Here is a 26,508-nt window from a genome sequence, read left to right as displayed (position 1 = left end):
TTTACATGATCCACGGGTCGCGCTCGCACACTCCCGACCGGGCCCGTAGCGGCGCGCGGCTAGACTGTCCCGCGGCCGCTCGGGCGGCATACGGGCCAGTAGCTCAGCCGGTTAGAGCAGCGGACTCATAATCCGTCGGTCGTGGGTTCGAGCCCCACCTGGCCCACGGTAGGCGTGCACTCGCTGTGGGGGTGACCCAGCGCTCGGACTTCGTCTCATGGAGCATGGAGCCCGACTCGGAGGGATTCGCACAGTCCTACTCCTGTTCGGGCAGTCGCGGCGCGCTCAACCCGGGGTCGCGACCGATGAGCGCCGCGCGCGTGACGGCAGAGGAGCCGAACCGATCGCGTACCGCGTCGATCGCGCCGTCCAGCTTGGCGTCGATGCGCGCCCCATCCTTCCAGTCGAGGAGGAGCTCCCCCTGAACTGTGCCAGCGCGACTCAAGTGTGACAGCGAGACGCCTATCAGGGTGATGCCGCGTGCGGCGATGTCACGATCCGCCGCGGCGAGCAATCCCTGGGCCGCGGTCAGCAGCACCGCGGTGTGATCGGTGGGCGCGGCGAGGGTGCGCGATCGAGTCGCCTTCGTGAAGTCGCCGTAGCGGAGTCGCAGGACGACCGTGGCGCATGAGGAGCCTCGGTCGCGAAGGCGCTTCGCGAGCCCGTCGACGATCTGAATGATGATCAGCTCGAGTTCAGCTCCCGAATGGGGTCGGTTGCCGAGCGCGCGTTGCGAGCCGATGGACCCGTGGCGCCTGGCCGTCTCGACTGGGCGCGGATCCCGGAGCCGGGCCAGCGCATGCACCTGTGCACCGGCTGCCTTGCCGAGCCACTGCTTGGCTATGTCGACTTCGATCTGCGCCAGCTGTCCGACGGTGTAGATGCCTCGGGCGTGCAGCTTCTCCGCGGTCACCGCGCCGATGCCCCAGAGCCGTTCGACCGGGAGCGGATGAAGGAACTCCTCCTCGCGCTCCGGCTCCACCACGAGGAGCCCGTCAGGCTTGCTTGCCGCGCTCGCGACCTTCGCGAGGAACGTGGTCCGCGCGACGCCGATGGAGATCGGAAGGCCCACCTCGCCACGCACGCGTGCCCGCAGCCGTGCGGCGATCTGTTCGGGGGCTCCTGCTAGCCGGCGCAGTCCCCCCACCTCGAGGAACGCCTCGTCGATCGAGATTCCCTCCACATAAGGCGTGGTGTCGTGGAACACCTCGAAGACCGCTCGGCTGGCCGCGGAGTAGGCCTCCATCCGGGGCGGGACGATGACTGCGTCGGGGCACAGCGCCCGCGCCCGGTGCACACTCATCGCAGTGCGCACCCCCTGGGCCTTCGCTTCGTAGCTCGCGGCTACCACGACACCGCCGCCCACGATGACGGGCCGGCCCCGCAGCGCGGGCTCGTCCCGCTGCTCCACCGAGGCGTAGAACGCGTCGAGATCGGCGTGGAGCACTGTCGCTTCGCCGCGCACCCGCCACCTCCTGTCGCCACACGCTCTCGACATGGTCTCACTCGCGCCTGACATCACAGGCGCTACTCCGCTCGCCTAGGCTGGCCGCCATGACGACCTACCAGTTCGATGCCGCGCTGTGGCAGTGGACCGGCAACGGCGCGCAGTGGGTGTTCCTCACGCTCCCGGAAGGCGTCGCCGATGAGGTCGAGGCCCTCCAGGTGGGGCCCGAGCGCGGCTTCGGTGCCGTGAAGGTCGAGGTCACCATCGGCTCGACCACCTGGAGGACGTCGATGTTCCCGTCGAAGGAGCACGGCTCGTACATCCTCCCCGTCAAGGCGTCGGTACGGAAGGAGGAGGGTGTCGAGGTGGGCGATCGGGCGAGCGTCGCCATCACCCTCGTCGCCGCGTGAGCCGAGGACTGTCGCCCGGCGCGAAGCGGCCCCTGACGCGCGAGCCGTGCGCCATCGGCGTGCGATAGCCTGACGCCACGGACCACGACGAGGGGGCAGGCATGGGCTTCATTCAGGCAGCGGTGGGAGCGATCAGCGGCACGCTCGCGGACCAGTGGATCGACTTTTTGATCCCGCCGGACAACGTTCCCCAGACGGCCGTGGTGTTCCCCGCGGTGATGAAGGGTCAGAACGCGGGCCGCGGCTCCAACATCCGCCACTCCGAGAACATCATCACCAACGGATCGAAGATCGTCGTGCCCGAGGGCATGGGGCTCCTCACGTTCCAGGACGGCCGCATCACGAACCTGGTGGCCGAGGCCGGCGGGTACGTCTTCTCGGACGACGACCAGCAGGCGAAGTCGCTGTTCACCGGCGGCGGATTCCTCTCCTCGACCGTGCAGTCCTCGTGGGAGCGCTTCAAGTACGGCGGCCAGCCCGGCGTCCAGCACCTCGCGTTCTACGTCAACCTCAAGGAGATCCCCAACAATCGGTTCGGGACCCAGGGGCCTATCTATTGGGACGATCGCTACCTCGGCACGCAGGCCGGCGCGGTGACCCGCGGCTCCTACACGCTCAAGGTCGTCGACCCGATCCTGTTCGCGAAGAGCCTGTTGCCTGCGGCCTACATCTCGCAGAACGCCGGCATCTTCGACCTGTCAGCGGTGGACAACCCCGTCTCGGAGCAGCTCTTCAACGAGGTCGTAGGATCCCTGGCGGCAGCCTTCTCGCGCTACACCAACGACGTCGAGCGCGGCAACCGCATCTCGAAGATCCAGGGCGACGCGCTGGGCTTCGCGCAGTCGCTGTCCGCTGTGGTCGAGGAGAACTATCACTGGACCGACGAGCGCGGCCTGAGCATCCACGCGGCCGCGCTGCTCGCGATCGAGTACGACGCCCCCACCGCGAAGCTGCTCGAAGACGTGCAGAAGGCCGATGCGCTGTCAGGCGGACGCGGCGACTCGTTCCTGCGGCAGTCGGCGGCGCGAGGCATCCAGGCGGCCGGCGAGACCGGCGGCGGTGACGGGCTCGCCTTCATGGGCATGGGCATGAATGCCGCAGGCGGCGCGCTCGGCGGCCTCATGCAGAACCAGCCCGGGCAGCAGCAGCCGCCGCAGCAGGGGGCCGCGCAACCGGCCGCTGAGGCCGCTGCGCCGAGCGCTGCGGACCAGATCCGCGAGGCCAAGGCGATGCTCGACGAGGGCCTCATCACGCAGGAGGACTTCGACGCGCTCAAGCGCAAGGCACTGGGCCTCTAGCGCGGGTCCGCCGAGGGAGCCATGACGCAACCGCACCAGCCCGGCGTGCCGTCCCAGCCAGACGCGAGCGGACAGGGTCAGCCTGCCGCCGCATCGGCGCCCGAGACGCACATCGACACGTCCACGGGACGTGCCCACGGCCACGACGACTGCCCGCAGTGCGGCTCCACGGAGGTGTCGCGCAAGGGCAACACGCTGAGCCTCGTCTGCGGCTTCTGCCGCTACGAATGGGTGGGCAGCCGCCTCGAGGACACGCACGGCCTGGGCGAGGGGATTGGCGCACTTGAGGGACGCGCGTTCCTGACCGGCGCCTCCGACATCACGAGCGGCGACGACCTCCTCACGCTCAAGTGCCAGGGGTGCGGGTCCGAGGTCGTCATCGACACCTCGCGCGCGCTCGAGTCCCGCTGTCACTGGTGCCGCTCGATCCTGTCGATCAACGACAAGATCCCCAACGGCGCCGTCCCCGACGGGATCCTGCCGTTCCACATCACCAAGGAGGAGGCAATCGCGCGGATCGGCGAGTTCGCCGGGGCGCGGCGGTTCTTCGCGCTCAAGAAGTTCCGTGCCGAGTTCAGGCCGGAGAACGTGCTGGGCGTGTACATGCCGTACATGACGGTCGACGGCAACGTGTCCGCACGGTTCCACGGCGAGGGCGAGATCCAGACCCGGCGCTACACCGTCAAGACAGGCGAGAACACCTCGACCACCTACTACGACGCCAACCAGTTCGAGGTGGTCAGGGACTTCGACCTGCACATCGACGACCTGATCGTCGAGTCCTCCGCTGGCCGGTCCAACATCGACAACCGCTCCAACACCAACAACATCATCAACTCCCTGCTGCCGTACGACGTGAAGAACATGGTCGCGTTCGACAGCAACTACATGGGCGAGATGACCGCGGAGAAGCGCGACCTCAACATCGATGACGTGACGCGCAAGGCCCACGCGCACTTCCTGACGATGGCGCGAGAGTCGATCCGCGACGACATCACCGCGTACGACCGCGGTGTCCGGTGGACGCATGAGGAACTCGAGGTGCACGGCAGCCGCTGGGCCTCGGTGTTCGTGCCCGTGTGGCTCTACAGCTACGCCGAGCGGCTCGACAACGGCCGCATGATGGTGCACTACATCGCCGTCAACGGCCGCCATGGCAACGTCATGGGCTCGGTGCCCATCAACAAGGCCCGACTCTTCGGCGTCACGGCGCTGGTCACGGCTCTCACGGCGCTCGTCGCCTGGCCGCTGGGCGCGGCCGCGGTGCTGGCAGGGTGATGGGGATGGGGATCCTCAGCAGCGCCGATGCGGTGGCGGCGTCCGCAGCCGTGCTCGCCTCGAGCGGGGAGGGCGGGACAGCACTCTTCGGCCTGATCCTGTTCGCGGTGCCCTTCGTGGTGGGGTGGTTCACATACGCGACCCTCTACAAGCGCTACCGCAACCAGAACGCGCGCTACCAGTTCGAGCACACCACCGCCGCCGAGCGCCTCAAGCTCCAACGGTGGGACACCTTCGTGCGCGAGAAGACGCGCATGCGGAACAGCACGATCGACGGGCGCAACGACGACGACCCGCACGAGCGAGCGCACCACGCCATCGTGCGCGAGGCGATGGAGCCGCGCAACGCGCAGGCGGCACGTGAGGCGCAGGAGCCACGGATAGCGCAGGAGGCACGCCTGGCTCAGGAGGCTCGCGAGGCGCAGGCGACGCGACAGGCTGAGCCCGAGCGAGCGGAGCAGCCTGAGCGATCGGATCAACCCCGGGGCGAGGAGCACCCGTCGGCCTGACGCGTCGCGCGCCTGTCCGCAGGCAGGGTCGCCCGTCCGCGTGCACCCCCGCCTGCGCGCGGTACACGTGAGTGGTGGCGCGGCGGCTACCCCCTCGACCTCGGCGACCGCTCGGCCCTGCGCAGCAGAGCCTGTGCGGTGCCCGAGTCGAGGACGAGGTCGGTGATGGCGCCGGCCCGCAGCGCCGCGAGGAGGGCGACCGACTTCGCTGGCGCCGCCACCACGGCGACGCGCCGCGGGATCCGCGAGAGCTGGAGCGGCGTGAGGCCGCTCGCCCGGGAGTTGATGGCGATGTCTCGCCATGATCCGTCGGCGCGTAGGAAGACGGTGCAGACGTCGCCCACCACATCGTTGGCCGCGAGCGTCCGGCGGTCGGCCTCGTCGAGGTAGCCGGAGGCGTACACGTGCGACGGGGTGGGGGAGTGCAGGGATCCGACCCCGAACAGGGTGATGTCCGCCGCTGCCTGCCGGGCCAGGACCTGCTGCACGGAGCGCTCCTGCCACATCAGCTCTCGGGTGCGCGGGAAGTCGAAGAAGGCCGGCACGGGGAACGGCGTCATCTCGGCATCGAACGCGCGGGCGATCGCCGCGACCTGCTCAACGCCGAACTCGCCGCCCGTGCTCGTGGGCGAGGCCGATCCGTTGAGCTGCACGACCATGGCGTCGGTGAGCACATGGTCGGTGAGGTGGGAGATGATCGCGGACACCGTCGTGCCCCACGCGACGCCAAGCGTCATGCCGTCGCGGAACCACTCCGGCAACGCCGCCGCTGCGTGTCGAGCGACCCTGTCCAGACGGTCGGCGTCCGACGCCGGCTCTCGGACGCGCACGACCTGCGCGCGGATGTCGAAGGCCGCCCCGAGCCGGTGCGCGAGGTCGTTGGCCGTGTCGACGTCTCTGACGTCGATACGGACGATGCCGGTCTCGCGCGCCTCCTTCAGCAGGCGCGAGATGCTCGAGCGCGACTGTCCCAATCGGCGCGCGACAGACTCCATCGTGTGGTTGTCCAGGTAGTACAGCGCAGCCGCCTTCCGCATCACCTCGTCTCGACCGAGAATTCCCGGGCGGCCGGAAGTGTCGCGAGTTCTCACCGCCCGCACTCTTCGCTGCACATATGTGCATCCTAGCGGCACATGCGTCCACGATGGGGTGAAATGAGATGACGAAAGGATGGCACCACGGATGAGAAGCATGCTGAACCCGCAGAGCCGCCTCGCAGATCTCGAGGCGATGAGCGACGCCCAGGGTCTCGACGTCCTCGTCATCGGCGGTGGAGTGACCGGCGCCGGCGTGGCCCTCGATGCGGCCACGCGAGGACTGCGCACCGGGATCGTCGAAGCGCAGGACTGGGCGTCGGGCACCTCGTCGCGCTCGTCGAAGCTGGTGCACGGAGGCCTGCGCTACCTGCAGATGCTCGACTTCCACCTCGTCCACGAGGCGTTGACCGAGCGCGATCTGCTCATCACCGAGCTCGCCCCGCACCTCGTCGAGCCGGTGGCGTTCCTGTACCCCCTCGAGAACCGCGTGTGGGAGCGCGCCTATGTCGGCACTGGCGTCGCTCTCTACGACACGCTCGCATCCGTCAACGGCAGGCGCAGGCGAGCTCTCCCGGTCCATCGCCACCTCTCGCGGGGCGGATTGGCCCAGCGCTTCCCCGACCTGCGCCACGACGCGGCCATCGGGGCCATTCAGTACTGGGATGCCACCGTGGACGACGCCAGACTGGTGCTCACCCTGGTCCGCACTGCCGCCTCGTACGGGGCGCTCACCGCCAACCGCACGCAGGTGGTGTCGCTCACCCACTCGCCTGTGGGCGCCGTCACGGGCGCCGTGGTGCAGGACCTCGAGTCCGGTGAGCAGCGAGCGATCCGGGCACGGCACGTCGTCAACGCCACCGGTGTGTGGACGGAGGAGACCGAGGCGCTCGCGCAGAGCGAGGGAGGCCTGCACGTGCTCGCCTCCAAGGGCGTCCACGTCGTCGTCCCTCGCGAGAAGATCCGGGGCGACGTGGGGCTGATCCTCCAGACGGAGAAGTCGGTCCTGTTCGTGATCCCCTGGTCGCGGTACTGGATCATCGGCACGACGGACACTCCTTATGAGTTCGATCCGATCCATCCCGTCGCGACCAGAGCGGACGTCGACTACATCCTCGCGCACGCGAACGAGGTGCTCGCGCATCCGCTCACGGTCGACGACGTGATCGGCACCTACGCGGGTCTGCGCCCGCTGCTGCAGCCAGGGACCAAGGAAGGCACGTCGTCGGCCAAGGTGTCGCGTGAGCACACGGTCGCGTCTCCCGCCTCGGGCATGACGGTGGTCGCGGGGGGCAAGCTCACCACGTACAGGGTGATGGCGAAGGACGCCGTCGACTTCGCGCTCGGCTCCCGAGCGTCCACGCTGCCGTCGATCACCGACCGAATCCCGCTGTGGGGCGCGGAGGGGCTCAAGGCGGTGAGGAGGCAAGGGCGGGCGCTCAGCATGAAGCACGGCTGGACGCGCGCGACCTTCGACCACCTCACCCACAGGTACGGCTCCGGGCTGTCGGACCTGCTGGAGCAGATCGAGCGGCAGCCGGACCTCGCCGCGCCTCTCGAGCACGCCCCCGCCTACCTGCGTGCCGAGATCCACTTTGCCGCGACCCACGAGCAGGTGATGCATCTCGAGGACGTCATGACTCACCGCACGCGGCTCGTGTATGAGATGGCTGACTCGGGCTTGGCCGCCGCGCCCGAGATCGCGCAGATCGTCGCGGCGGTCCAGGGCTGGGATCAGGCCCGCATTGACCGCGAGATCTCCTCCTACCGAGCCCGCATCGAGGCGGATGCGGCCGCGGCTCGCGAGCAGAGCGAGGAGCAGGCGACCGCCGTGCGAGCGACGGTCCCCAGCATTGCTCCCATGATGGCACTCGACACCGCCGGGGCATCCGACCCCGACTGAGCGTGGCATCCGCAGCCGCGGTGCCGCTGGGCGACTCGCGTCGCCACCCTTCCACAATGGCGTGAAAGAAAGGAAAGTCCGTGACTGACATCTTCATCCCCGAGATGCTGGGAACAGGCATGCTGATCCTCTTGGGAGCCGGCGTGGTGGCCAACGTGCTGCTCGCCAAGTCCAAGGGCCTCGACGGGGGCTGGCTGCTCATCAACTTCGGTTGGGGCCTCGCCGTGTTCGCCGGTGTGTTCGTCGCCTTCTCCTCAGGAGCGCACATCAACCCCGCCGTCACCTTCGGCATCTGGGCGTCCGGCGCCGAGGAGTTCGCGCCCGACATCCCCGTCAACGCCGCGAACTTCGCGGTGTACATCGTGGCGCAGATGGTGGGCGCCTTCGTCGGCGCCGTGCTGGCGTACCTCGTGTACAAGAAGCACTTCGACGAGACCGAGGATGCGGGCCTCAAGCTCGCCGTCTTCTCGACGGGCCCGGCGATCCGCTCCTACGGCTGGAACCTCGTGACCGAGGTCGTCGCGACCTTCGTGCTCGTTTTCGTGGTGCTCAGCTTCGCCAACTGGCCAGGAGATCTGGGACCCCTCCCGGTCGCTCTCCTCGTCGTCGGCATCGGCGCGAGCCTGGGTGGACCCACGGGCTACGCCATCAACCCCGCTCGCGACCTCGGCCCGCGCATCGCACACGCGCTGCTGCCCATCAAGGGCAAGGGCACCTCGGACTGGTCGTACGCATGGGTGCCGGTCGTCGGACCCATCCTCGGCGGCATCGCGGGCGGCCTCCTGGCCGGCGCGCTCTACTGACCAGCACGTCGCACTGAAGCGGCGCCACGAGCGCCCCACCTCCACAACGCAGTGAAAGGAACGACCTCATGAACGACTACGTCCTCGCGATCGACCAGGGCACTACCAGCTCCAGGGCCATCGTGTTCGACTCCTCCGGCTCGATCGTGTCCACCGGCCAGAAGGAGCACGAGCAGATCTTCCCCAAGGCCGGCTGGGTCGAGCACGACCCTCACGAGATCTGGAAGAACGTCCGTGAAGTGGTGGGCCAGGCCCTCACCACGGCGGACCTGACCCACGAGAACATCATGGCCGTGGGCATCACCAATCAGCGCGAGACCGCGGTCGTGTGGGACCGCACCACGGGCAAGGCGGTGTACAACGCGATCGTCTGGCAGGACACGCGCACGCAGAAGATCATCGACAGGCTCGGAGGCGACGACGGGCCCGATAAGTACAAGGCCACGGTGGGACTGCCCCTCGCGACCTACTTCGCGGGGCCCAAGGTGATGTGGATCCTGGACAACGTCGACGGCGCGCGAGAGAAGGCCGAGGCGGGCGACCTGCTCATGGGCACGATCGACACCTGGGTGCTGTGGAACATGACCGGCGGCGCGGACGGCGGAGTGCACGTGACCGACGTCACCAACGCCTCGCGCACCCTCCTGATGGACCTCAAGACCCTGTCATGGGACGAGTCGATCGCCGCCGACATGGGCATCCCTCTGTCGATGCTGCCCGAGATCCGCTCGTCCGCCGAGGTCTACGGAGAGGGGCGCAGGGGCGGCATGCTGCCCGGCGTGCCGATCGCAGGCATCCTCGGTGACCAGCAGGCCGCGACCTTCGGACAGGCGTGCTTCGAGGTCGGCATGGCGAAGAACACCTACGGCACCGGCAACTTCATGCTCATGAACACCGGCACCGAGCTGGTGCCCTCGAAGAACGGGCTGCTCACGACGGTCTGCTACAAGATCGGTGATCAGGATCCGGTGTACGCGCTCGAGGGCTCGATCGCCGTGACGGGCTCGCTCGTGCAGTGGCTGCGCGACAACCTCGGCCTCATCAAGGATGCGCCCGAGATCGAGCAGCTCGCGGCGAGCGTCGACGACAATGGGGGCGCCTACTTCGTGCCAGCCTTCTCGGGGCTGTTCGCCCCGCACTGGCGGTCGGACGCTCGCGGAGCGCTCGTCGGTCTCACGCGGTACGTGAAGGCAGGTCACATCGCCAGGGCGGTGCTCGAGGCCACCGCCTTCCAGACTGCCGAGGTCCTCGAGGCCATGCGAGCGGACTCCGGGGTGGAGCTCAGCGAGCTCAAGGTCGACGGCGGCATGGTCGCCAACGAGCTCCTCATGCAGTTCCAGGCCGACATCCTCGACGTCGACGTGGTCCGACCGAAGGTGGCGGAGACCACCGCCTTGGGCGCCGCCTACGCCGCGGGCATCGCCGTCGGCTACTGGTCAGGGGAGCAGGACGTCATCGACAACTGGGCGGAGGACAAGCGTTGGAGCGCCCAGATGGACGAGGACGAGCGGGGTCGACTGATGCGCACCTGGAAGAAGGCGGTGTCGAAGACCCTTGACTGGGTCGACGACGACACCGACTGACCCGTGGCCCACATACGCATCAGCGGCCGGAACCTGGACGGTTCCGGCCGCTGATGCGTATGTGGAACTGGAGCTCGGGCGCTCAGGCGTCCTTGTCCCGATCCGTCAGGTCGTTGTACTTGTCGGCGGCGGCGTCCTTGACGTCCTCCACCTTGTCCTTGACGTCGGCCTTGGTCTGATCCCACTTGCCCTCGGCCTCGAGCTGCTCGTCGTCGGTCGCCTTGCCGACGCCCTCCTTCATCTTGCCCTGGGCGTCCTCGGCGGCGTTGTCGAGTCGGTCGGTGTTGCTCACGGTGATGCTCCTTTGCTCTCGTTGTGGTCCTACGGCAAGGAGAACACCTCGAGTGCCCAGTCGCATTCCGGGCGACGTGCGGGGGTGTCAGCCGTCGGAGGTGAGCATGCGAGCGACCGCCACGGGCAGAGCGCCAGCGAGGTCGAGCGCGGCCACGGGGCCGCTGCGCTGCGCCTCCACGGCGGTGCGGGCGTGCACCCAGGACGCGCAGCCGGCCGCTTCGATGGCGGTCATGCCTGCGGCGAGCAGAGCGCCGGCGATGCCGGCGAGCACATCACCGCTCCCTGCGGTCGCCAGCCACGGAGGAGCAGGTGGAAGCTCGACGAGCGAGCCGCCGGGGGAGGCGATGACGGTCTGCGAGCCCTTGAGCAGCACCGTGGCTCGCGCGGTCTCGGCGAGCAGTCGCGCGTGGCCCGCGCGGTCGGCGGCGACGTCGTGGACAGTGACGTCGTGGCGGAGGGCGCCCAGCGTGCGCATGAGCTCCTCGGCGTGCGGGGTCAGCAGCACCCGATCCGCCGGCGCTTCGCGGGAGCCGGAGGCCCTGGCGCGAGCCACCGCCTCGAGTGCGCCGGCGTCCACGACCATGGGCACCCCTGCGGCCATCACGGCGCCGATGGCCGCGTCCTGCTCCGGATGGTCGGCCACCCCCGGACCCACGACCCACGCCTGGGCGCGCGGCAGCGACTCCGCGGCGTCGCCAGGGTCGTGCACCACGCACTCGGGACGGTGCCCGAGCACCAGGTCCTGGGCGCGACGCGGCCCGACGTAGCGGACCATGCCGGCGCCGGCGCGCACCGCCGCCGAGACCACGAGCGCCGCCGCGCCCGGGTACGCATCGGATCCCGCGACCACGCCCACGACGCCACGGGAGTACTTGTCGTCGCCGGCCTCCGGCACGGGCCAGCGCTCGCGCACCCATGCGGCGTCCACCTGACTCGTTCCGCTCACGCGTCCAGGGTGACACAGCCTGTGCGGCGGATGCCGCATTTCCAGCGACGACGCCTCCCATCAGGGGATCGTGAGAGAATACCAGCCATGGCCATGCGAGAGATCCGAACGACCGGCGACCCCGTCCTGCGCACGGTCTGCGACCCCATCACCGTCATCGACGATCGCGTGCGAACCCTGGTCGCTGACCTGGTCGAGACGGTCGACTACGAGGGCCGCGCGGGGCTCGCGGCCAATCAGATCGGCGTCTCGCTGCGCGCCTTCTCGTGGAACATCGACGGCGACATCGGCTACATCCTCAACCCCGAGATCGTCGAGAACTCCGACGAGCTGCAGGAGCTCGGCGACGAGGGCTGCCTGTCCGTGCCCGGCCTCTGGTACCCGTGCGAGCGGCCCGCCTACGCGAAGGCCGTGGGCACGGATCTCGAGGGGAATGAGGTGGTCATCGAGGGCGAGGAGATCTGGGCGCGCCTGATCAACCACGAGGTCGACCATCTGGCCGGCAAGCTCTACCTCGACCGCCTCTCCAAGGATGCGCGCAGGGCCGCCATGCGCGAGCTGCGCGCCTCCCTCGAGGCCTAGCTCGGGTCACGTGCCCCGGCGCGGCACGCCCACGTCCGCCACCACCACTCGCCCAGCCGATGCGGCGGCGGGCTGCTTCACCAGGCACGGCTTGGGTGCGGTGAAGGTCACCGTGACGTCGGCACTGACGTGCGCGCCCTCGACCGCGCCGCTGTCCACGTCGAGGCCGCTCGGAACGTCGACCGCGAGCACCGCGGTGCCGTCCGGGATCGCGGCCACGAGCTCCGCGGCGGGGGATCGCAGTCCAGGCCGCGCGCCCACGCCGACGATGCCGTCGATCACCAGGTCCGCTCGGGCCACCGCCTCCGCCGCCCGCCCGGCGTCCACATCGGCCCGCACGACGGCGGTGCCGGCGGCCTCGCACTCGCCGAGCGCGTGCTCGTGCGCGCCCGGCCCGACCATGACTGCCGTCACCTCCGCGCCCCGGTAGTGCAGGCGCGCCCCTGCCAGCAGCGCGTCGCCGCCGTTGTTGCCCGATCCAGCGAGGACGACCACGCGTGCGCGGGCGATTCGACCCACCCTCGAGGCGAGAATCGCCTCGCTCTCGGCGGCCACCGCGTCCGCCGCCCTGGCCATGAGGACGTGCTCGGGAACGGCGCGCATCGCGACGGACTCCGCCTCTCGGATCTGCTGTGCGGTCATCGCTGGCGCTGGCATGGGCCCAGGCTTCCACACTCGCGCGCGGCGTGCTGGCGCATCCTCGCGCGATGAGGCACGATAGGTGGCAGAGCACCCGGGCAGCGGGGCAGTTCCTTCGAGGTCGTAGGGGAAGACGCACCTCAACAGGAAGGAAGAGCCATGGCTGCGATCACCCGCGGTGTCCTCTTCGTGCATTCGGCGACCCGCGCGATGTGTCCGCACATCGAGTGGGCCGCCCAGTCAGTGCTGGGCCCGCGCGCCTCCTTCGAGTGGACCGACCAGCCCGCAGGCACCTCCCTGTTCCGCGCCGAGGTCGCCTGGCAGGGCACGCCCGGCACGGGAGCCCGGCTCGCATCTGCGCTGCGCGGCTGGGAGCACGTGCGCTACGAGGTCACGGAGGATCCGTCCTTCGGGTCCGACGGCGGGCGCTGGTCGCACACTCCCGCGCTGGGCATCTTCCATGCCGTCACGGACGTGCACGGGAACATCGTCGTGCCGGAGGACAGGATCCGCGCCGTGCTCGAGTCTGGCGCCACCGTCGCCGAGTTCAAGCGCGCGATGGATCTCGCGCTCGGCGCCGCGTGGGACGAGGAGCTCGAGCCCTTCCGGTACGCAGGGTCGGGCGCTCCGGTACGGTGGCTCCACCGCGTCGGCTGACGCGGCTCGTGCCCGTGAGGGCGCGCGAAGGATGGAGACCATGCAGGAGCTGAACCGAGACGAGGCGCTCACCCTCCAGGCGATGGAGGAGGCGATGTGGCGCGCCGAGACCCGCTTCGACAGGGCGTACATGGACGCCGTGCTGGCGGAGAACTTCTCCGAGGTGGGGCGCTCGGGTCGTGTCTTCTCACGTCTCGACACGCTCGAGCTCAAGCCCGTGGACATCGACATCGAGCTGCCGCTGACGGATTTCACGGCCGTCGCGATCTGCGAGGACGTGGCGCTCGTCACCTACGTTTCGGTGCCCTCGCGCGCCACCCGCGGCGCGACCCATCGTTCGAGCGTCTGGGTCAACGACGGCCGCTGGCGCCTGCGCTACCACCAGGCGACCCCCACCGACCTGTAGCGCGACGAAGCCCTCAGCACGCGCATCGGCCCTGCCGTGATGCCGCCGTCGCGCTGACCTCCTTGCGGGCGTACCGCTCACCACACGCCTGGTACAGATGTGGTCAGTGGTGCAGGTGAGGGTTCCCTGCCGTCACACCTGCATCACTCGTCCCAGCCGTGTGGTGAGCGGTGCGCGTCGGGGCGTCAGAGGGTGCGGGACCGAGCTAGTCGGCCCGTAGCGCCAGCGACAGGCCTACGCGGTCGCGAAGGTCAGCGCCACGTTGTGGCCGCCGAACCCGAACGAGTTGTTGATTGCGGCGAGGTCGCCCTCGGCCGGCAGCGCACGAGGCGTGTCGCGCACCAGGTCGACCTCGAGCTCGGGGTCGGGGTCGGTGACGTTGATCGTCGGGGGAGCTGTGCGCTCCTGCAGCGCCTTGATGGTGAATACCGACTCGAGCGCGCCAGCCCCGCCCAGCAGGTGGCCGGTCATGGACTTGGTGGCGCTCAGCAGCACCTCGTCAGCGTGCTCGCCCAGCAGTCCGCGAATGCCGCGAGCCTCGATCATGTCGCCCACGGGAGTCGACGTAGCGTGAGCGTTGACGTGGGCCACGTCGCGAGTGGTGAGCCCCGCGCGCTCCAGGCTGAGCGCCATGGCGCGGGTCTGGCCGGCGCCGTTGGGCTCTGGGGCGGCGATGTGGTGGCCGTCGGCGGTCATTCCCACGCCCAGCAGTCGGGCGTAGATCTTCGCGCCCCGGGCCCTGGCGTGCTCCTCGGACTCGAGGACCACCACGCCGGCGCCCTCGCCGAGCACGAAGCCGTCGCGGCTCGTGTCGTAGGGACGCGACGCGCCCGCCGGGTCGTCGTTGCGCTTGGACAGCGCCGCCATCGCCGCGAACGACGAGATGGGCAGCGGGTGGATGGCGGCCTCGGTGCCACCGGCCACCACGACGTCGGCGCGGCCGGACTGGATCATCTCGAAGCCCATGCCGATGGCCTCCGCGCCCGAGGCGCATGCGGACACCGGGGAGTGCGCCCCGGCGCGGGCCGTGAGCTCGAGCGACACGTACGCGGTGGGGGAGTTGGGCATGAGCATGGGCACCGTGAGCGGAAGGACGCGCGCGGCGCCCTTCTCCTTCATCGTGTCCCACGCGCTCAGCAGGGTCCACACGCCCCCGATGCCCGAGGAGACCACGGCGCCCAGGCGCTCGTGGTCGACCTCGGGCGATCCTGCATCGGCCCACGCCTCGCGCGTGGCCACGATCGCCATCTGAGCGCTCGGGTCCATGCGCTTCGCCTCGGGTCGCGACAGGACGTCGGTCGTGGGCACCACGAGCTGACCGGCGAAGTTCACGGCCATGCCGTAGGTCTCCGCCCAATCGTTGTCGAGGGTGCGCACGCCGGACCGGCCGGCGAGGGCCGCATCCCACGTGCTCGCCACGTCCCCGCCCAGGGGGTTGGTGGTGCCGAGTCCGGTGACGACGACGGTGGTCATGTGGTGCTCCTGTCAGGATGGGGAACGTGCGAAGTGGGCAAGCGCCCTGGCGTCGATCAGCCCTGAGCGGACTCGATGTAGTCGACGGCGTCGCCCACGGTGGTGAGGTCCTTGACCTTCTCGTCGGGGATGCGCACGTCGAACTTCTCCTCGGCCAGCGTGACGATGGTCATCATCGACAGCGAGTCGATGTCGAGGTCGTCGGTGAAGGACTTGTCGAGCTGGACCTCCGCGGTGTCGAGGCCGGTCTCCTCGGCCACGATCTCCGCGAGGCCGGCGAGGATCTCGTTCTTGTCTGCCATGGTGTTCTCCTTGATGTGGTGATGCACGCGCATCGGGGTTGTGGACCTTTGGAACTCTAGTTGTGCTCGGGCGGCTACGGCAGGACCACGACCTGCGCGGCGTAGACCAGGCCAGCGCCGAACCCGATCTGCAGCGCGAGGTCGCCTGAGGCCACCTCGCCGTCGCGCAGCAGGCGCTCGGTGGCGAGAGGAATCGAGGCCGCGGACGTGTTCCCGCTGTCCACGATGTCCTTGCCCACCTTGACGTGATCGGGGAGGCCGATCTGCTTGACCATCTGGTCGATGATCCGGATGTTCGCCTGGTGCGGGATGAACGCGGTGATGTCGTCGGGTGTCACCCCGGCTGCGGCGATCGCCTCGAGTGCCACCGGGGCCATCTTGAAGGAGGCCCACTTGAAGACGCTCGGACCCTCCTGGTAGAGCGTGGGGAAGGCGTCTGCCTCGCCATCTCGGACCTCGAGCCACGAGGACGTCTGGCGGATCAGCTGCGCTCCCGAGCCGTCGGAGCCCCATACCGTTGGCCCGATGCCCGGCGACTCCGACCCGCTCACCACCACAGCTCCGGCGCCATCGCCCAGGAGGTACGAGATCGAGCGGTCGGCGGGGTCGATGAAGTCGCTCATCTTCTCCGCGCCCACGACGAGCACGTTGCGGGCGGAGCCGGATCGCACGAGCGCGTCGGCCTGCCCGATGCCGTAGCAGTACCCGGCGCACGCGGCCGAGATGTCGAACGCGGCGCCCGTCGAGCCGATGCGGTCGGCGAGGACGGGAGCGCCGCCGGGGGTCATGTGGGGGTAGGTGATGGTCGACAGGATGAGGGCGTCAACGTCGCCGCCGTCGATGCCCGCCGCGGCGAGCGCATCCCGGGATGCGGACTCCGCGAGGTCGATGACCGAGGTCGTGGCGTCGGCGCGCACGCGCGTCGAAATGCCGGTCATCTTGCGAATCCACTCGTCGGACGAGTTGATGGGCTCGATGATCTCCTCATTGGGCACGGCGTTCTCACCGCGCGCGACGCCCAGGCCGGCGATGCGCGAGAACTCGGGGCCCCGGCTGATGTTCAGTGTCGTCACGCGTGCTGCTCCACAAGCTCTCGGGCGGCGGGAAGGTCATCGGGGGACTTGAGCGCGACGGCCGGCACGCCCTTGAGCGAGCGCTTGGCGAGGCCAGTCAGCACGCCTCCCGGCGCGACCTCGAGGATGCCGGTCACGCCGAGGGCGAGCATACGCTCCTGGCAGAGGTCCCAGCGGACGGGGCTCGCGACCTGGCGGACGATGCGCTCGAGCGCGTCCGCGCCGTCGGTCACCTCGGAGCCGTCGGAGTTCGACAGCAGGGTGGACGTGGGCGCGGCAGGGGAGACCTCTGCGGCGGCGGCGGCCAGGGCCGCGACGGCAGGCTCCATGTACGAGGTGTGGAACGCGCCTGCGACCTGGAGCTCGATCACCCGGGCGCGAGCCGGCGGCTCGGCGACGAGCGCCTCGATGCCGGCCTTCGCCCCGGCGGCCACGATCTGGCCGCCACCATTCATGTTCGCAGGCGTCAGGCCCAGCTGCTCGAGGCGCTCGAGAACCTCTTCCTCGACGCCGCCGAGCACGGCAGCCATCGACGTGGGCTCAGAGCTCGCGGCGGCCTGGGCCATCGCGTTCGCGCGGGCCGTGACCAGCCGCATCGCGGTGGCGTCGTCGAACACGCCCGCGAGAGCGGCCGCGCCCAGCTCGCCCACGCTGTGGCCAGCCACCAGGCCGGGCGCCGCGCCGCCGAGGGCCACGCGGGCCGTCGCGAGGCCGGCGGCGACCAGCAGCGGCTGGGCGACAGCCGTGTCGCGGATGGTGTCAGCGTCGGAGGTCGTCCCATGCGCGAGAACGTCGGCGTCTGTGGCTTCCGACAACTCGGCGAGGTGCGCGGACACAGCGTCGAGCGCCAGCCACGGCTCGAGCATGCCGGGGCTCTGGGCGCCTTGGCCGGGGAAGAGGACGGCGATCATGCTTCTAGCATCTCCCATCTGTCGGTCGCCTGCGCAGTTCTCACTGACGGTTTCGGCCGTGCAGATTTGTCGACAGTCTACAAAGGGGGGTGGCTCGAGTCGCGCAGCCGTCCCAGCGCGAACGCCGTCGCGAGCACGTGCGCATCACGAGTGGAGAGCACGTCCCAGCCGGTGATCTGGGCGACCTTCTTGAGGCGGTAGCGAACCGTGTTGGGGTGGACGAACATGGTGCGCGCGGCGGTCTCGAGCGATCGACCGCAGTCGAGGTAGGTGGCGATGGTGTCGCCGAGCGATCCACCTGCATTCTGGATCGGGTCGTAGGCGATGGCGATGAGGCGATCTCGAGCCGCCGTGTCTCCCACGAGCACGCGCTCGGGCAGCAGGTCGTCGGCCGCCGCCGGCCGCGGGGTGAGGGACCACGCCGGCGCGGCGACCACGCCTGACAGCGCCGCCCGTGTGGCGCGCGCAACCTCGACGAGCGTGATCGCGGCCGGTCCGATCACGACCGGACCGGGGCCGAACGACGGCAGGAGCTGGCGCGACAGCCTGTCGTGATCCTCGTCGGACCGCGCGATCACCACCAGGTCTTCGCCGTGGATCCCCACGAGGGCGCCGTGCGAGGCGCGCCGGATGGTGCGCCTCAGCTCCGCCGATTGCACCTCGCCGAGCGTGCCGTCCGTGAGCCCCACCATGACCAGCGTGGGACCGGGCTTCCATCCGAGCGCAGCCGCACGCGAGGGCAGATCCTCGTCGACCTCCCCGCGCACCAGGGCGTCGACCACGAGCGCCTCGAGCCTCGCGTCCCAGGCGCCCCGCGACTCGGCGGCCCTCGCGTAGACCTCCGCCGCGGAGAACGCGATCTCGCGTGAGAAGAGGAGGATCGCCTCGCGCACCTCGCGCTCGGAGCCAGGCGACGCGAACTCCCCGGCGTGCTCCTCGACCACGCGGACCACGGTCCTGACGATCGCGAGGGTGTGCTGGAGCGACACCGAGCGCGTGAGCTCGGGCGGGGCCGCGGCGAAGACCTCGGTGGCGCTGCGGTGGCTGTGCTGCGGATCTGCGTACCAGGCGACGAAGGAGTCGATGCCGGCCTGGGCGACCGTGCCGACCCATGAGCGTTCTTGAGCCGGCAGCGTGCGGAACCAGCCGAACTCGGCGTCGAGGCTGCGCAGCGCGGCGGTCGAGAGTCGTCCGGCGGCGGCTCGCAGACGGCGCAAGGTGTCCGAGCGCGCCTGGGCAGTGGCCATGCGCGCCAGCATAGGGGTCGTTGTCGGCCATCGACAACGACAGTGGTGGCTCGAACGGACAATGCCGAAGAAGACCGGCTCGGACACTGTGGTTCGGCACAGGTGCGAGCACGCAGGAACACGTCGGGGATGGAGGCGGTGCGCCGCGGTTCGTCCTGGTGAAAGGCCCCAGCAGGGGTTACGGTGCAATCAGACCGGTGCACGCACCCGGAGGGAGCAGACAATGACGGAAGCTCGACCCAAGCCGCTGGTAGGCGCGCTGCTCGGTGCCCTTCTCGGGCTGATCGTGATGGCACTGCTCTGGATCATCGGCGTGCTCCCGCCGGACCGGCTTCCGCTCTTCGCCATCGTGGCCGTCCTCGTCTTCGCGGTGTCGTGGCTGCTCACCCAGCGCCCCGCTCTCGCTCGGGGGCGCTTCACGACGGTCATCGTGATCGCGGCGATGCTCGGCGGAGTCGCACTCACCGGCATCCCCGAGATCCTGCGCGGCGGCTCGCTCACGCAAGCCTGCACCCTCGAGGGCACCTCCTCGCTCGAGACGGAGCCGGTGAGCGTCGCGCAGACCACGGCCATCGATCCATTCGAGGCGACCGCGACCGACACGATCGCGTGGTCCGGGTCGGTGGGCATCGAATCGCCCGAAGCGACCGTCGATGTCAGCCTGCTCGTGGGCGGATTCGAGATCCCCCTCGACAGCGCCACGCTCACCAACGGCGCGGGAGCCACGGAGTGGTCCGGGTCGGTGGAGGTCGCCCCCGTGATCGATGCCGGCGCGCTGCTGCTGACCGGCACGTATCACGTCGCCGCGACGCTGTACGGCCCGGACGGGCAGTGCGGAGGCGACGGCTACCTTCGCGTCGCTCCCGACAGCGCCTTCTCCGGCCTGCTTCTCGCCCTGCTGTGGGCGCTTCTCGTCGTGGTCCTCATCGTGATCGTGATGCTCGCCGTCGGCGTGCGGCGCTCGATCAAGGAGTCGGACCGGGCCCTCGCCATGGTCGGCACGTCTGCGGTCGCGGGCGAGACGAGCACCACCGTTGCCCGCGAGCCCGACGGCAACGTCCAGCAGCGAGGCGCGCCGGGCTCGCCGGGTGGCCAGACGGCACCAGCGGCCACGGCCGGGGCCGATGCGAGCGCGGGCCCAGCGGCGGCGGCCGGTGCCGCGACCGGCACGGCGGCGGGCGCTCGCGACGACTCAGCGAACGAACCTGCCGGGAGCGAAGCGTCCGCCGCACGGCCGTATGAACCCGAGACCCGCGCCGAACCCGTGGCGGCTCAGGGCACGACGTCACCGTGGGCGGAACCGTCCGGTACCACTGAACCGGCCGTGCCGTCGGAGTCGGACAGCCCGTCGCAGCCTGGGTTCGCGCCGGCACCCGCAGGGGAGGCTCGGGCTGACGATGGCCCCAGCGACGCCGGACTCAGCGAGAGTGAGGCGAGCGACGCCGCGCCTGTGCCGGAGGAACCGCCCGCGGGCGACCACGCCGTCGACTCCGGTGACGCCGAACCGGGGCTCGACACGCTCGCCGGTCCGGAGCGCGGTGCTGATGAGCCACACGTCGATGCGGCGAGCTTCGCCGAACCCACCGTCGAAGAGTCGAGCGTCGAGGAGTCGAACCCCGAGGAGTCGAACCCCGAGGAGTCGAACCCCGAGGAGTCGAACCCCGAGCAGGCGCGCGCGGAGCAGCCTCGGGAAGACGAGCCTGCGTTCGACGCGAACGGCCGTGAGGCGAGCGAAGCCCATACGAACGGCGGCCCGGACTCATCCGGAGCGGATCTCGATGACACGGCGCCGGGAGCCGAGCGATCGGCGACCGACGACGAGTTGCCGCGACGCGACGACCCCGGTCGCGGTGACGCTGTCTAGGTCGCTTCCTCACCTCACAGACCAGGTGCAGATCTGCGGGCGCGCCGAGCGCGAGGTGGGTCGCTCGGTCGCAGATGGCCTGTGAGTTCCGCGGAGGCGAGCGCCGGTTCCGAGGGCGACTGCTGTCGATGAAGGCCGTGACCGCCCGGCAGAGCCAGCACGCGCATCGGCCCCGCGCAGCCATGTGAGGCGACGGAACGCGAAGGCCGCTCACCCCTCGTGGGGTGAGCGGCCTGGTGCGTTGCAGGAAGCGCCTGCTAAGCGTCGCCGCCGGCGTTTCCTGAGGTGCCCTTCGACACGTCGTGCAGGTCGTACCGGTCGATCGCATCCTTCACCAGGTGCGCGGGGATGTCGCCGCGCTGCGCGAGCTGCTGGAGCACGCGCACCGCGGTGGAGGGGCCGTCGATCTTGAAGTAGCGGCGGGCCGCAGCGCGGGTGTCGGAGAAGCCGAAGCCGTCGGCACCCAGCGTCGCGTACTGCCCTGGCACCCACGCACGGATCTGGTCGGGAACCAGGTGGTCGTAGTCGCTGGTCGCGACGAACGGTCCCTGGGCGCCCTGGAGCTTCTGGGTGACGTACGGCACCCGCGGCTGGTCCTCGGGGTGGAGGAAGGCGTGCTGGTCCGCGGCGAGCGCATCGCGGCGCAGCTCGTTCCACGAGGTGACGGACCACACGGTGGCTCGCACACCGTAGTGGGCGGCGAGCAGCTCCTGGGCCTCGAGTGCCCACGGCACGCCCACGCCCGATGCCAGGATCTGCGCCTCGGGGCCGTCGCCCTCGGGAGCGGAGGCGTACTTGTAGATGCCCTTCAGAATGCCTTCGACGTCCACGTCCTCGGGCTCGGCCGGCTGCTGGATGGGCTCGTTGTAGACCGTCAGGTAGTACATGACGTTCTTGTCGCGCCCATCCTCGGGCCCGTACATGCGCTGGATGCCGTCCTTCATGATGTGACGGATCTCGTACCCGAACGCGGGGTCGTACTGGACCACGGCGGTGTTGGTCGCCGCGAGGATGGGGGAGTGGCCGTCGCCGTGCTGCAGTCCCTCGCCAGCGAGCGTCGTGCGGCCAGCGGTCGCGCCGATGATGAAGCCGCGCGTGAGCTGGTCGCCCGCAGCCCAGAACTGGTCGCCGGTGCGCTGGAAGCCGAACATCGAGTAGAAGATGTAGAACGGCACCAGTGGCTCGCCGTGCGTCGCGTACGACGTGCCGACGGCTTGGAACGCGGCCGCGGAGCCGGCCTCGTTGATGCCGGTGTGCATGATTTGCCCGGCCTCAGACTCCTTGTAGCTCAGCATGAGCTCGCGGTCCACCGGCAGGTAGTTCTGCCCGCTGGTATTGAAGATCTTGGCGGAGGGGAAGATCGAGTCGAGGCCGAACGTGCGTGCCTCGTCCGGGATGATCGGCACCAGGCGGTGCCCGAACTCCTTGTCCTTGACCAGGTCCTTGAACAGGCGCACGAGCGCCATGGTGGTGGCGACCTCCTGCTTGCCGGAGCCCTTCGCGAGCAGCTCGTAGGCCTTGTCGTCCGGAAGCTTGATCTGCTTGCCGGGGTCGCGGCGCTCGGGAACGAATCCGCCCAGCTGCTTGCGGCGGTCCAGCATGTACTGGATGGCGGGATCGTCGGCACCGGGGTGGAAGTACGGCGGGTTGTACGGATCCGCCTCCAGCTGCTCGTCGCTGAACGGGATCTCGAACGTGTCGCGCAGCACCTTGAGATCGGCCGCCGCGAGCTTCTTCATCTGGTGGGTCGAGTTGCGGGCCGCGAAGTTCGCGCCCAGGCCGTACCCCTTGATGGTCTTCGCGAGGATCACCGTGGGCTTGCCATTCGCCTCGGTCGTGGCCCTCGCGTAGGCGGCGTACAGCTTCTGGTAGTCGTGCCCACCGCGCTTGAGGGCCCAGATCTCGTCGTCGGTCATGTCCTTGACGAGCTCCTTGGCGCGGGGGTCGCCTCCGAAGAACTGATCGCGGATGAAGGCGCCGGACTCGGCGCGGAAGGTCTGGAAGTCGCCATCGGGGACGGTGTTCATGAGGTTGACCAGGGCGCCGTCCTCGTCGCGCTCGAGCAGCGGATCCCAGTTGCGGCCCCACACCACCTTGATGACGTTCCAGCCGGCGCCGCGGAAGTACGCCTCGAGCTCCTGGATGATCTTGCCGTTGCCGCGGACGGGGCCGTCCAGGCGCTGCAGGTTGCAGTTGACCACGAAGGTGAGGTTGTCGAGGTTCTGGTTGGCGGCGAGCTGCAGCATGCCGCGGCTCTCCGGCTCGTCCATCTCGCCGTCGCCCAGGAAGGCCCAGACGTGCTGCTGCGACGTGTCCTTGATGCCCCGAAGCTGCAGGTAGCGGTTGGTCCAGGCCTGGTAGATGGCCGATGCGGGACCGAGGCCCATCGACACCGTGGGGAACTCCCACAGCTCGGGCATGAGGCGCGGGTGGGGGTACGACGACAGGCCGCGGCCCGAGGCCGACTTCTCCTGGCGGAACGAGTCGAGGTCCTCCTCGGACAGCCGGCCCTCCACGAACCCGCGCGCGTACACGCCGGGAGCGGCATGGCCTTGGAAGTAGACCTGGTCACCGCCGCCGGGGTGGTCCTTGCCCCGGAAGAAGTGGTTGAGTCCGACCTCGTACAGCGTCGCGACCGACGCGTACGAGGAGATGTGGCCGCCCACTCCCTTGTTGCCGGCCTGCGCGCGCGTCACCATCACGGCCGCGTTCCAGCGGATCCACCCGCGGTAGCGGCGCTCGATCTCCTCGTCGCCGGGGAACTCGGGCTCATCGTCGACGTGGATGGTGTTGACGTACGGGGTGTTGAGGCTCAGCGGCACCGACAGCTGCTTGGTGGCTGCGTGCTCGACCAGCCGGTCGAGCACGTATTCGGCGCGAGACTCGCCGCGGCTGTCGATCAGCCCATCCAGCGACTCGAGCCACTCGCCGGTCTCGTTCGGGTCCTTGTCAACCTCGCCGTGCTCTGCCACCGGTGACCTTTCGTCTGGGCGCAGGGGTGATGCGCCGTCCATACGTGTGGGTGGGGGGCGGGGATGCCGCCGCTCTCGCCATTGTTCCCACATCCGGCGTGAATGTCACGCCAAGGTGTTCCCGCCCATCATCCCACCGCCGGCACCCTGGACGTTGCCATCGCCGCGACATGAGCTCTACTGTGAGACGTGAGCGGCGGGCCTGGCCCGCACCACCGACGAAGGGAGCATCGCCACCGTGGCGACTGAGGACGGTGCCAGCACCATCGATGCTGGCGTCATCGACCGGTTCGGATTCGAACGCGGGATGATCATCCAGGAGTTCGGCTACGACGACGATGCTGATGAGGCGTTGCGCACGGCTATCGAGGACCTCACCGGCGAGGACCTCGCGGACGAGGAGTTCGGTGACGTCACCGACGGCGCCCTGGTGTGGTTCCGGGACGGCGACGAGGATCTCGCGGACATGCTGATGGACGTGCAGTCGCTGCTCGACGACGGCGCATGCGTATGGCTGCTGACGCCCAAGGCGGGCACCACTGGTCACGTGCTCCCCGGCGAGGTGCAAGAATCGTCTTCTCTGGCAGGCCTGCACGCCACGTCGACATTCGTGGTCGGCGAAGGCTGGTCCTGCACCCAGCTGGTCGAGAAGGGCCGCAGTAAGTGACAGAACCCGAAGTAGGACGTCCCGCTCCCGACTTCACCCTGACCGATCATCATGGCCGCCGTGTGACGCTCAGCGACTACCGCGGCGCCGCGGTGCTGCTGGTCTTCGTGCCGTTCGCGTTCTCCGACACGTGCACGAACGAGCTCATCGAGCTGCGCGACGCACCAGACCTCACGGACGGCCGTGCGCTCGAGGTGCTCGTGGTGTCGTGCGACTCCATCTACACGCTCAAGGCGTGGTCGGATGCGCACGGATACCAGGACGAGCTGCTCAGCGACTTCTGGCCCCACGGCGAGGCGTCCCGCGACTACGGGGTGTTCAACCCGCAGAAGGGCCTTGCGACCCGCGGCACGTTCCTCATCGATGCGCAGGGCGACGTGGCGTGGTCAGTGATCAACCCCGTGGGCGAGGCGCGCGACATCGAGGACTACCGGGCGGCGATCGCGGCACTGTAGCGCGGCATGCCGGGCACGGGCGTCGCCGCCGATGCGCAACAATGGGCCTCGGGCCCTTAGCTCAGCTGGTTAGAGCACTGCGTTTACACCGCAGGTGTCGTCGGTTCGAGTCCGGCAGGGCCCACGCTGACCGAAGCGACGTCGACGGAGGGACTGCGCGTGGCCGAGCCGATGGGCGAGCGGTACGACGCCTACGCAAGGCGCACTGATCCATGGATGCTTGCGCTGGCGCTGGTGTTCCTGGTGGTGTGGTCAGGGCGCGTGATCTTCCACGACGACATGCACCCCGTGGTCGACACGGTGACGACAGTCGCGCTCACCTGGATCTGGGTGGCGTTCGTCGTGGACATCGTCGTGCGCACGATCATCTCCAAGAAGTCGTGGCGGTACCTGTGGACGCACCCGATCGATGTGTTCGCCGTCCTCTATCCGCCGGCGCGACCGCTGAAGATCCTGACGGTCTTCACCGAGGGGACGGCTCTCGCGAGCACGCGCGGGCGCGTGCAGACCTCGCAGGCCGTCGCGGTGTCCGTGGTGCTGCTGCTGTGGATCGGCTCCGTCGCCATGCTGAGCGCGGAGCGGGGCAAGCCGGACGCTCAGATCGAGTCGTTCGGCGACGCCGTGTGGTGGGCGATCGTGACCGTGACCACCGTCGGCTATGGCGACTTCGCGCCCGTGACGGTGACGGGTCGGGTGATCGCGGGGATCATGATGCTCATCGGCATCGCGCTCATCGGTGTCGTGACCGCCTCCGTGGCCGCCTGGTTCGTGCAGCTCACCAGCTCGGGGGAGGATGCTGACGAGGAGGAGCGGGAGGTCGACCGTCACCACCAGCTGCTGGAGCGCATCGAGCGGCTCGAGGCCAAGATCGATGGCCTCGCGGAGCGCGGGCCGTCGAAAGGGCAGTAGCGTTGTCGCATGCCCACGGTCGCTGACATCGCGGATCTTCTCGAAGCTCGCTTCCGGCCCGACCTGGCCGAGCCCTGGGACGTCAACGGACTTGCGGTCGGCGACCCGTCGGCCGACGTCCGCCGGATCCTGTTCGCTGTCGATCCGGCGCTCGCCGTGGTCGACGAGGCGATCGAACTGGGCGCCGATCTCATCGTCACGCACCATCCGCTGCTGCTGCGCGGCGTGACGTCCGTCGCGTCGTCGACGCCCAAGGGCGCCGTCGTCCACCGCCTGATCTCGAGCGGGATCGCGCTGTACACGGCCCACACCAACGCCGATGCGGCGGCCGGGGGCGTGTGCGACGCTCTCGCGGCCGCGGTGGGCGTGGTCGACCCGGTGCCGCTGATCCCGGCAGGGCAGGCGGGCGCCGAGGGCACGGGGCGTATCGGCATGCTGGCCGGTCCGCTCACGCTTGGCGAGTTCGCCCAGGCCGTGGCAGGGGCGCTGCCTCCCACGGAGCATGGCGTGCGCGTCGCCGGCGACCTCGACGGCCTGGTGTCCACGGTCGCGGTGGTGGGCGGCGCCGGGGATTCCTTCCTTGATGCCGTGCGCGTGAGCGGAGCTGACGTCTATGTCACCGCCGACCTGCGCCATCATCCGGCCTCGGAGGCGCGAGAGCTCGCCGAGCTCGGCGATGGGCGCCCCTACCTGGTCGACGTGTCCCACTACGCCTCGGAGTGGCTCTGGCTCGCGGACGCGGCCGAGCACGTCGCGGATGCCGCGGGCGTGGACGTGACGGTCTCGACCCTGTCGACCGATCCCTGGACCGCGCGCTTCAGCGCCTGAGACGACCCCTACGGAGGA

Annotated in this window: 26 protein-coding genes and 2 tRNA genes; 17 read left to right on the top strand and 11 right to left on the bottom strand. The window is 69.6% G+C overall.

The genetic code is table 11. The features are described from left to right. The first annotated feature begins 92 nt into the window (after nucleotides 1-92). A tRNA-Ile gene (locus tag B7K22_RS01000) sits at nucleotides 93-166 on the top strand. Nucleotides 167-256: 90 nt separating this feature from the next. On the opposite strand, the gene dinB is transcribed toward B7K22_RS01000, so the two are convergent. After that, entirely contained in the window at nucleotides 257-1,465 is a 1,209-nt protein-coding gene (gene dinB / locus B7K22_RS00995) for a DNA polymerase IV (protein ID WP_084037942.1), read from the bottom strand. Between the two features lie 89 nt (nucleotides 1,466-1,554). Between dinB and B7K22_RS00990 the strand changes: the two genes are divergently transcribed. The 4 genes from B7K22_RS00990 (at nucleotide 1,555) to B7K22_RS00975 (ending at nucleotide 4,942) form a co-directional block, all read left to right on the top strand. Beyond that, on the top strand, nucleotides 1,555-1,857 hold the full coding sequence (locus B7K22_RS00990; protein ID WP_084037941.1) for a DUF1905 domain-containing protein: 303 nt from the start codon (nucleotides 1,555-1,557) through the stop codon (nucleotides 1,855-1,857). Nucleotides 1,858-1,958: 101 nt separating this feature from the next. Continuing rightward, the gene (locus B7K22_RS00985) at nucleotides 1,959-3,155 is read left to right on the top strand and encodes an SHOCT domain-containing protein (RefSeq protein ID WP_084037940.1); all 1,197 of its coding nucleotides are present in this window, start codon (nucleotides 1,959-1,961) and stop codon (nucleotides 3,153-3,155) included. Nucleotides 3,156-3,176: 21 nt separating this feature from the next. Next, nucleotides 3,177-4,433, top strand: coding sequence for a hypothetical protein (locus B7K22_RS00980; protein ID WP_084037939.1), 1,257 nt, complete (start codon nucleotides 3,177-3,179; stop codon nucleotides 4,431-4,433). 5 nt (nucleotides 4,434-4,438) lie between these two features. Beyond that, nucleotides 4,439-4,942 carry a hypothetical protein gene (locus B7K22_RS00975; RefSeq protein WP_084037938.1) on the top strand — a complete coding sequence of 168 codons (504 nt, stop codon included), beginning with the start codon at nucleotides 4,439-4,441 and terminating at the stop codon, nucleotides 4,940-4,942. An 86-nt stretch (nucleotides 4,943-5,028) separates the two neighbouring features. Here B7K22_RS00975 and B7K22_RS00970 read toward each other — a convergent pair whose 3' ends face one another. After that, nucleotides 5,029-5,979: a sugar-binding transcriptional regulator gene (locus B7K22_RS00970; protein WP_084037937.1), complete on the bottom strand. Its 951-nt coding sequence runs from the start codon at nucleotides 5,977-5,979 to the stop codon at nucleotides 5,029-5,031. 145 nt (nucleotides 5,980-6,124) lie between these two features. Between B7K22_RS00970 and B7K22_RS00965 the strand changes: the two genes are divergently transcribed. From B7K22_RS00965 to glpK, 3 genes are all read left to right on the top strand, one after another. After that, a complete protein-coding gene (locus tag B7K22_RS00965) occupies nucleotides 6,125-7,879 on the top strand; it encodes a glycerol-3-phosphate dehydrogenase/oxidase (RefSeq protein WP_084037936.1) in 1,755 nt (584 codons plus the stop codon). Nucleotides 7,880-7,959: 80 nt separating this feature from the next. Further along, nucleotides 7,960-8,682, top strand: a complete 723-nt coding sequence (locus B7K22_RS00960; RefSeq protein ID WP_304441536.1) for an MIP/aquaporin family protein — start codon at nucleotides 7,960-7,962, stop codon at nucleotides 8,680-8,682. Nucleotides 8,683-8,750: 68 nt separating this feature from the next. Next, a complete protein-coding gene (glpK, locus tag B7K22_RS00955; RefSeq protein WP_084037935.1) occupies nucleotides 8,751-10,265 on the top strand; it encodes a glycerol kinase GlpK in 1,515 nt (504 codons plus the stop codon). Between the two features lie 82 nt (nucleotides 10,266-10,347). On the opposite strand, the gene B7K22_RS00950 is transcribed toward glpK, so the two are convergent. Further along, nucleotides 10,348-10,557 carry a CsbD family protein gene (locus B7K22_RS00950; protein WP_084037934.1) on the bottom strand — a complete coding sequence of 70 codons (210 nt, stop codon included), beginning with the start codon at nucleotides 10,555-10,557 and terminating at the stop codon, nucleotides 10,348-10,350. A gap of 87 nt (nucleotides 10,558-10,644) precedes the next feature. After that, nucleotides 10,645-11,505: an NAD(P)H-hydrate dehydratase gene (locus B7K22_RS00945; protein WP_234983250.1), complete on the bottom strand. Its 861-nt coding sequence runs from the start codon at nucleotides 11,503-11,505 to the stop codon at nucleotides 10,645-10,647. An 87-nt stretch (nucleotides 11,506-11,592) separates the two neighbouring features. Between B7K22_RS00945 and def the strand changes: the two genes are divergently transcribed. Continuing rightward, nucleotides 11,593-12,087 (top strand): peptide deformylase, encoded by a 495-nt coding sequence (gene def / locus B7K22_RS00940; protein ID WP_084037932.1) that lies wholly within the window; start codon nucleotides 11,593-11,595, stop codon nucleotides 12,085-12,087. A gap of 6 nt (nucleotides 12,088-12,093) precedes the next feature. Here the strand turns inward: def and B7K22_RS00935 are convergent, their stop codons facing one another. Then, a complete protein-coding gene (locus B7K22_RS00935; protein ID WP_159448707.1) occupies nucleotides 12,094-12,744 on the bottom strand; it encodes an NAD(P)H-hydrate epimerase in 651 nt (216 codons plus the stop codon). Nucleotides 12,745-12,885: 141 nt separating this feature from the next. On the opposite strand from B7K22_RS00935, the gene B7K22_RS00930 reads away from it, so the two are divergent. Continuing rightward, nucleotides 12,886-13,383 carry a DUF3145 domain-containing protein gene (locus tag B7K22_RS00930; protein ID WP_084037931.1) on the top strand — a complete coding sequence of 166 codons (498 nt, stop codon included), beginning with the start codon at nucleotides 12,886-12,888 and terminating at the stop codon, nucleotides 13,381-13,383. A gap of 40 nt (nucleotides 13,384-13,423) precedes the next feature. Then, complete coding sequence (locus B7K22_RS00925; protein WP_159448706.1) at nucleotides 13,424-13,789, top strand: DUF4440 domain-containing protein; 366 nt, start codon at nucleotides 13,424-13,426, stop codon at nucleotides 13,787-13,789. 234 nt (nucleotides 13,790-14,023) lie between these two features. Here B7K22_RS00925 and B7K22_RS00920 read toward each other — a convergent pair whose 3' ends face one another. From B7K22_RS00920 to B7K22_RS00900, 5 genes are all read right to left on the bottom strand, one after another. Continuing rightward, entirely contained in the window at nucleotides 14,024-15,262 is a 1,239-nt protein-coding gene (locus B7K22_RS00920) for a beta-ketoacyl synthase (protein WP_084037929.1), read from the bottom strand. A gap of 56 nt (nucleotides 15,263-15,318) precedes the next feature. Beyond that, on the bottom strand, nucleotides 15,319-15,564 hold the full coding sequence (locus B7K22_RS00915; RefSeq protein ID WP_084039610.1) for an acyl carrier protein: 246 nt from the start codon (nucleotides 15,562-15,564) through the stop codon (nucleotides 15,319-15,321). Nucleotides 15,565-15,638: 74 nt separating this feature from the next. Continuing rightward, nucleotides 15,639-16,637 (bottom strand): beta-ketoacyl-ACP synthase III, encoded by a 999-nt coding sequence (locus B7K22_RS00910; protein ID WP_084037928.1) that lies wholly within the window; start codon nucleotides 16,635-16,637, stop codon nucleotides 15,639-15,641. Next, nucleotides 16,634-17,548 carry an ACP S-malonyltransferase gene (locus B7K22_RS00905; RefSeq protein WP_084037927.1) on the bottom strand — a complete coding sequence of 305 codons (915 nt, stop codon included), beginning with the start codon at nucleotides 17,546-17,548 and terminating at the stop codon, nucleotides 16,634-16,636. The genes B7K22_RS00910 and B7K22_RS00905 overlap by 4 nt, the downstream gene beginning before the upstream one ends. Before the next feature lie 77 nt (nucleotides 17,549-17,625). Further along, on the bottom strand, nucleotides 17,626-18,795 hold the full coding sequence (locus tag B7K22_RS00900) for a CdaR family transcriptional regulator (protein WP_234983249.1): 1,170 nt from the start codon (nucleotides 18,793-18,795) through the stop codon (nucleotides 17,626-17,628). 223 nt (nucleotides 18,796-19,018) lie between these two features. Between B7K22_RS00900 and B7K22_RS00895 the strand changes: the two genes are divergently transcribed. Next, a complete protein-coding gene (locus B7K22_RS00895; protein WP_084037925.1) occupies nucleotides 19,019-20,659 on the top strand; it encodes a hypothetical protein in 1,641 nt (546 codons plus the stop codon). Between the two features lie 257 nt (nucleotides 20,660-20,916). On the opposite strand, the gene aceE is transcribed toward B7K22_RS00895, so the two are convergent. Beyond that, the gene (gene aceE / locus B7K22_RS00890; RefSeq protein WP_234983248.1) at nucleotides 20,917-23,631 is read right to left on the bottom strand and encodes a pyruvate dehydrogenase (acetyl-transferring), homodimeric type; all 2,715 of its coding nucleotides are present in this window, start codon (nucleotides 23,629-23,631) and stop codon (nucleotides 20,917-20,919) included. A 238-nt stretch (nucleotides 23,632-23,869) separates the two neighbouring features. On the opposite strand from aceE, the gene B7K22_RS00885 reads away from it, so the two are divergent. The 5 genes from B7K22_RS00885 to B7K22_RS00865 all read left to right on the top strand — a co-directional run bounded on the left by B7K22_RS00885 (nucleotide 23,870) and on the right by B7K22_RS00865 (nucleotide 26,490). Continuing rightward, complete coding sequence (locus tag B7K22_RS00885) at nucleotides 23,870-24,298, top strand: DUF3052 domain-containing protein (RefSeq protein ID WP_234983247.1); 429 nt, start codon at nucleotides 23,870-23,872, stop codon at nucleotides 24,296-24,298. Then, nucleotides 24,295-24,753, top strand: coding sequence for a peroxiredoxin (locus tag B7K22_RS00880; RefSeq protein ID WP_084037923.1), 459 nt, complete (start codon nucleotides 24,295-24,297; stop codon nucleotides 24,751-24,753). Before B7K22_RS00885 ends, B7K22_RS00880 begins: the two co-directional genes overlap by 4 nt. A 50-nt stretch (nucleotides 24,754-24,803) precedes the next feature. Then, nucleotides 24,804-24,877: transfer RNA gene (locus tag B7K22_RS00875), tRNA-Val, on the top strand. A 35-nt stretch (nucleotides 24,878-24,912) separates the two neighbouring features. Next, nucleotides 24,913-25,662, top strand: a complete 750-nt coding sequence (locus B7K22_RS00870) for a potassium channel family protein (protein ID WP_084037922.1) — start codon at nucleotides 24,913-24,915, stop codon at nucleotides 25,660-25,662. Nucleotides 25,663-25,671: 9 nt separating this feature from the next. Beyond that, entirely contained in the window at nucleotides 25,672-26,490 is an 819-nt protein-coding gene (locus B7K22_RS00865) for a Nif3-like dinuclear metal center hexameric protein (RefSeq protein ID WP_084037921.1), read from the top strand. Nucleotides 26,491-26,508: the final 18 nt, after the last annotated feature.

The sequence above is a fragment of the Demequina sp. NBRC 110053 genome (genome assembly GCF_002090095.1).
GTDB lineage: Bacteria > Actinomycetota > Actinomycetes > Actinomycetales > Demequinaceae > Demequina.
This window is presented reverse-complemented; position numbering and strand designations above follow the sequence as displayed.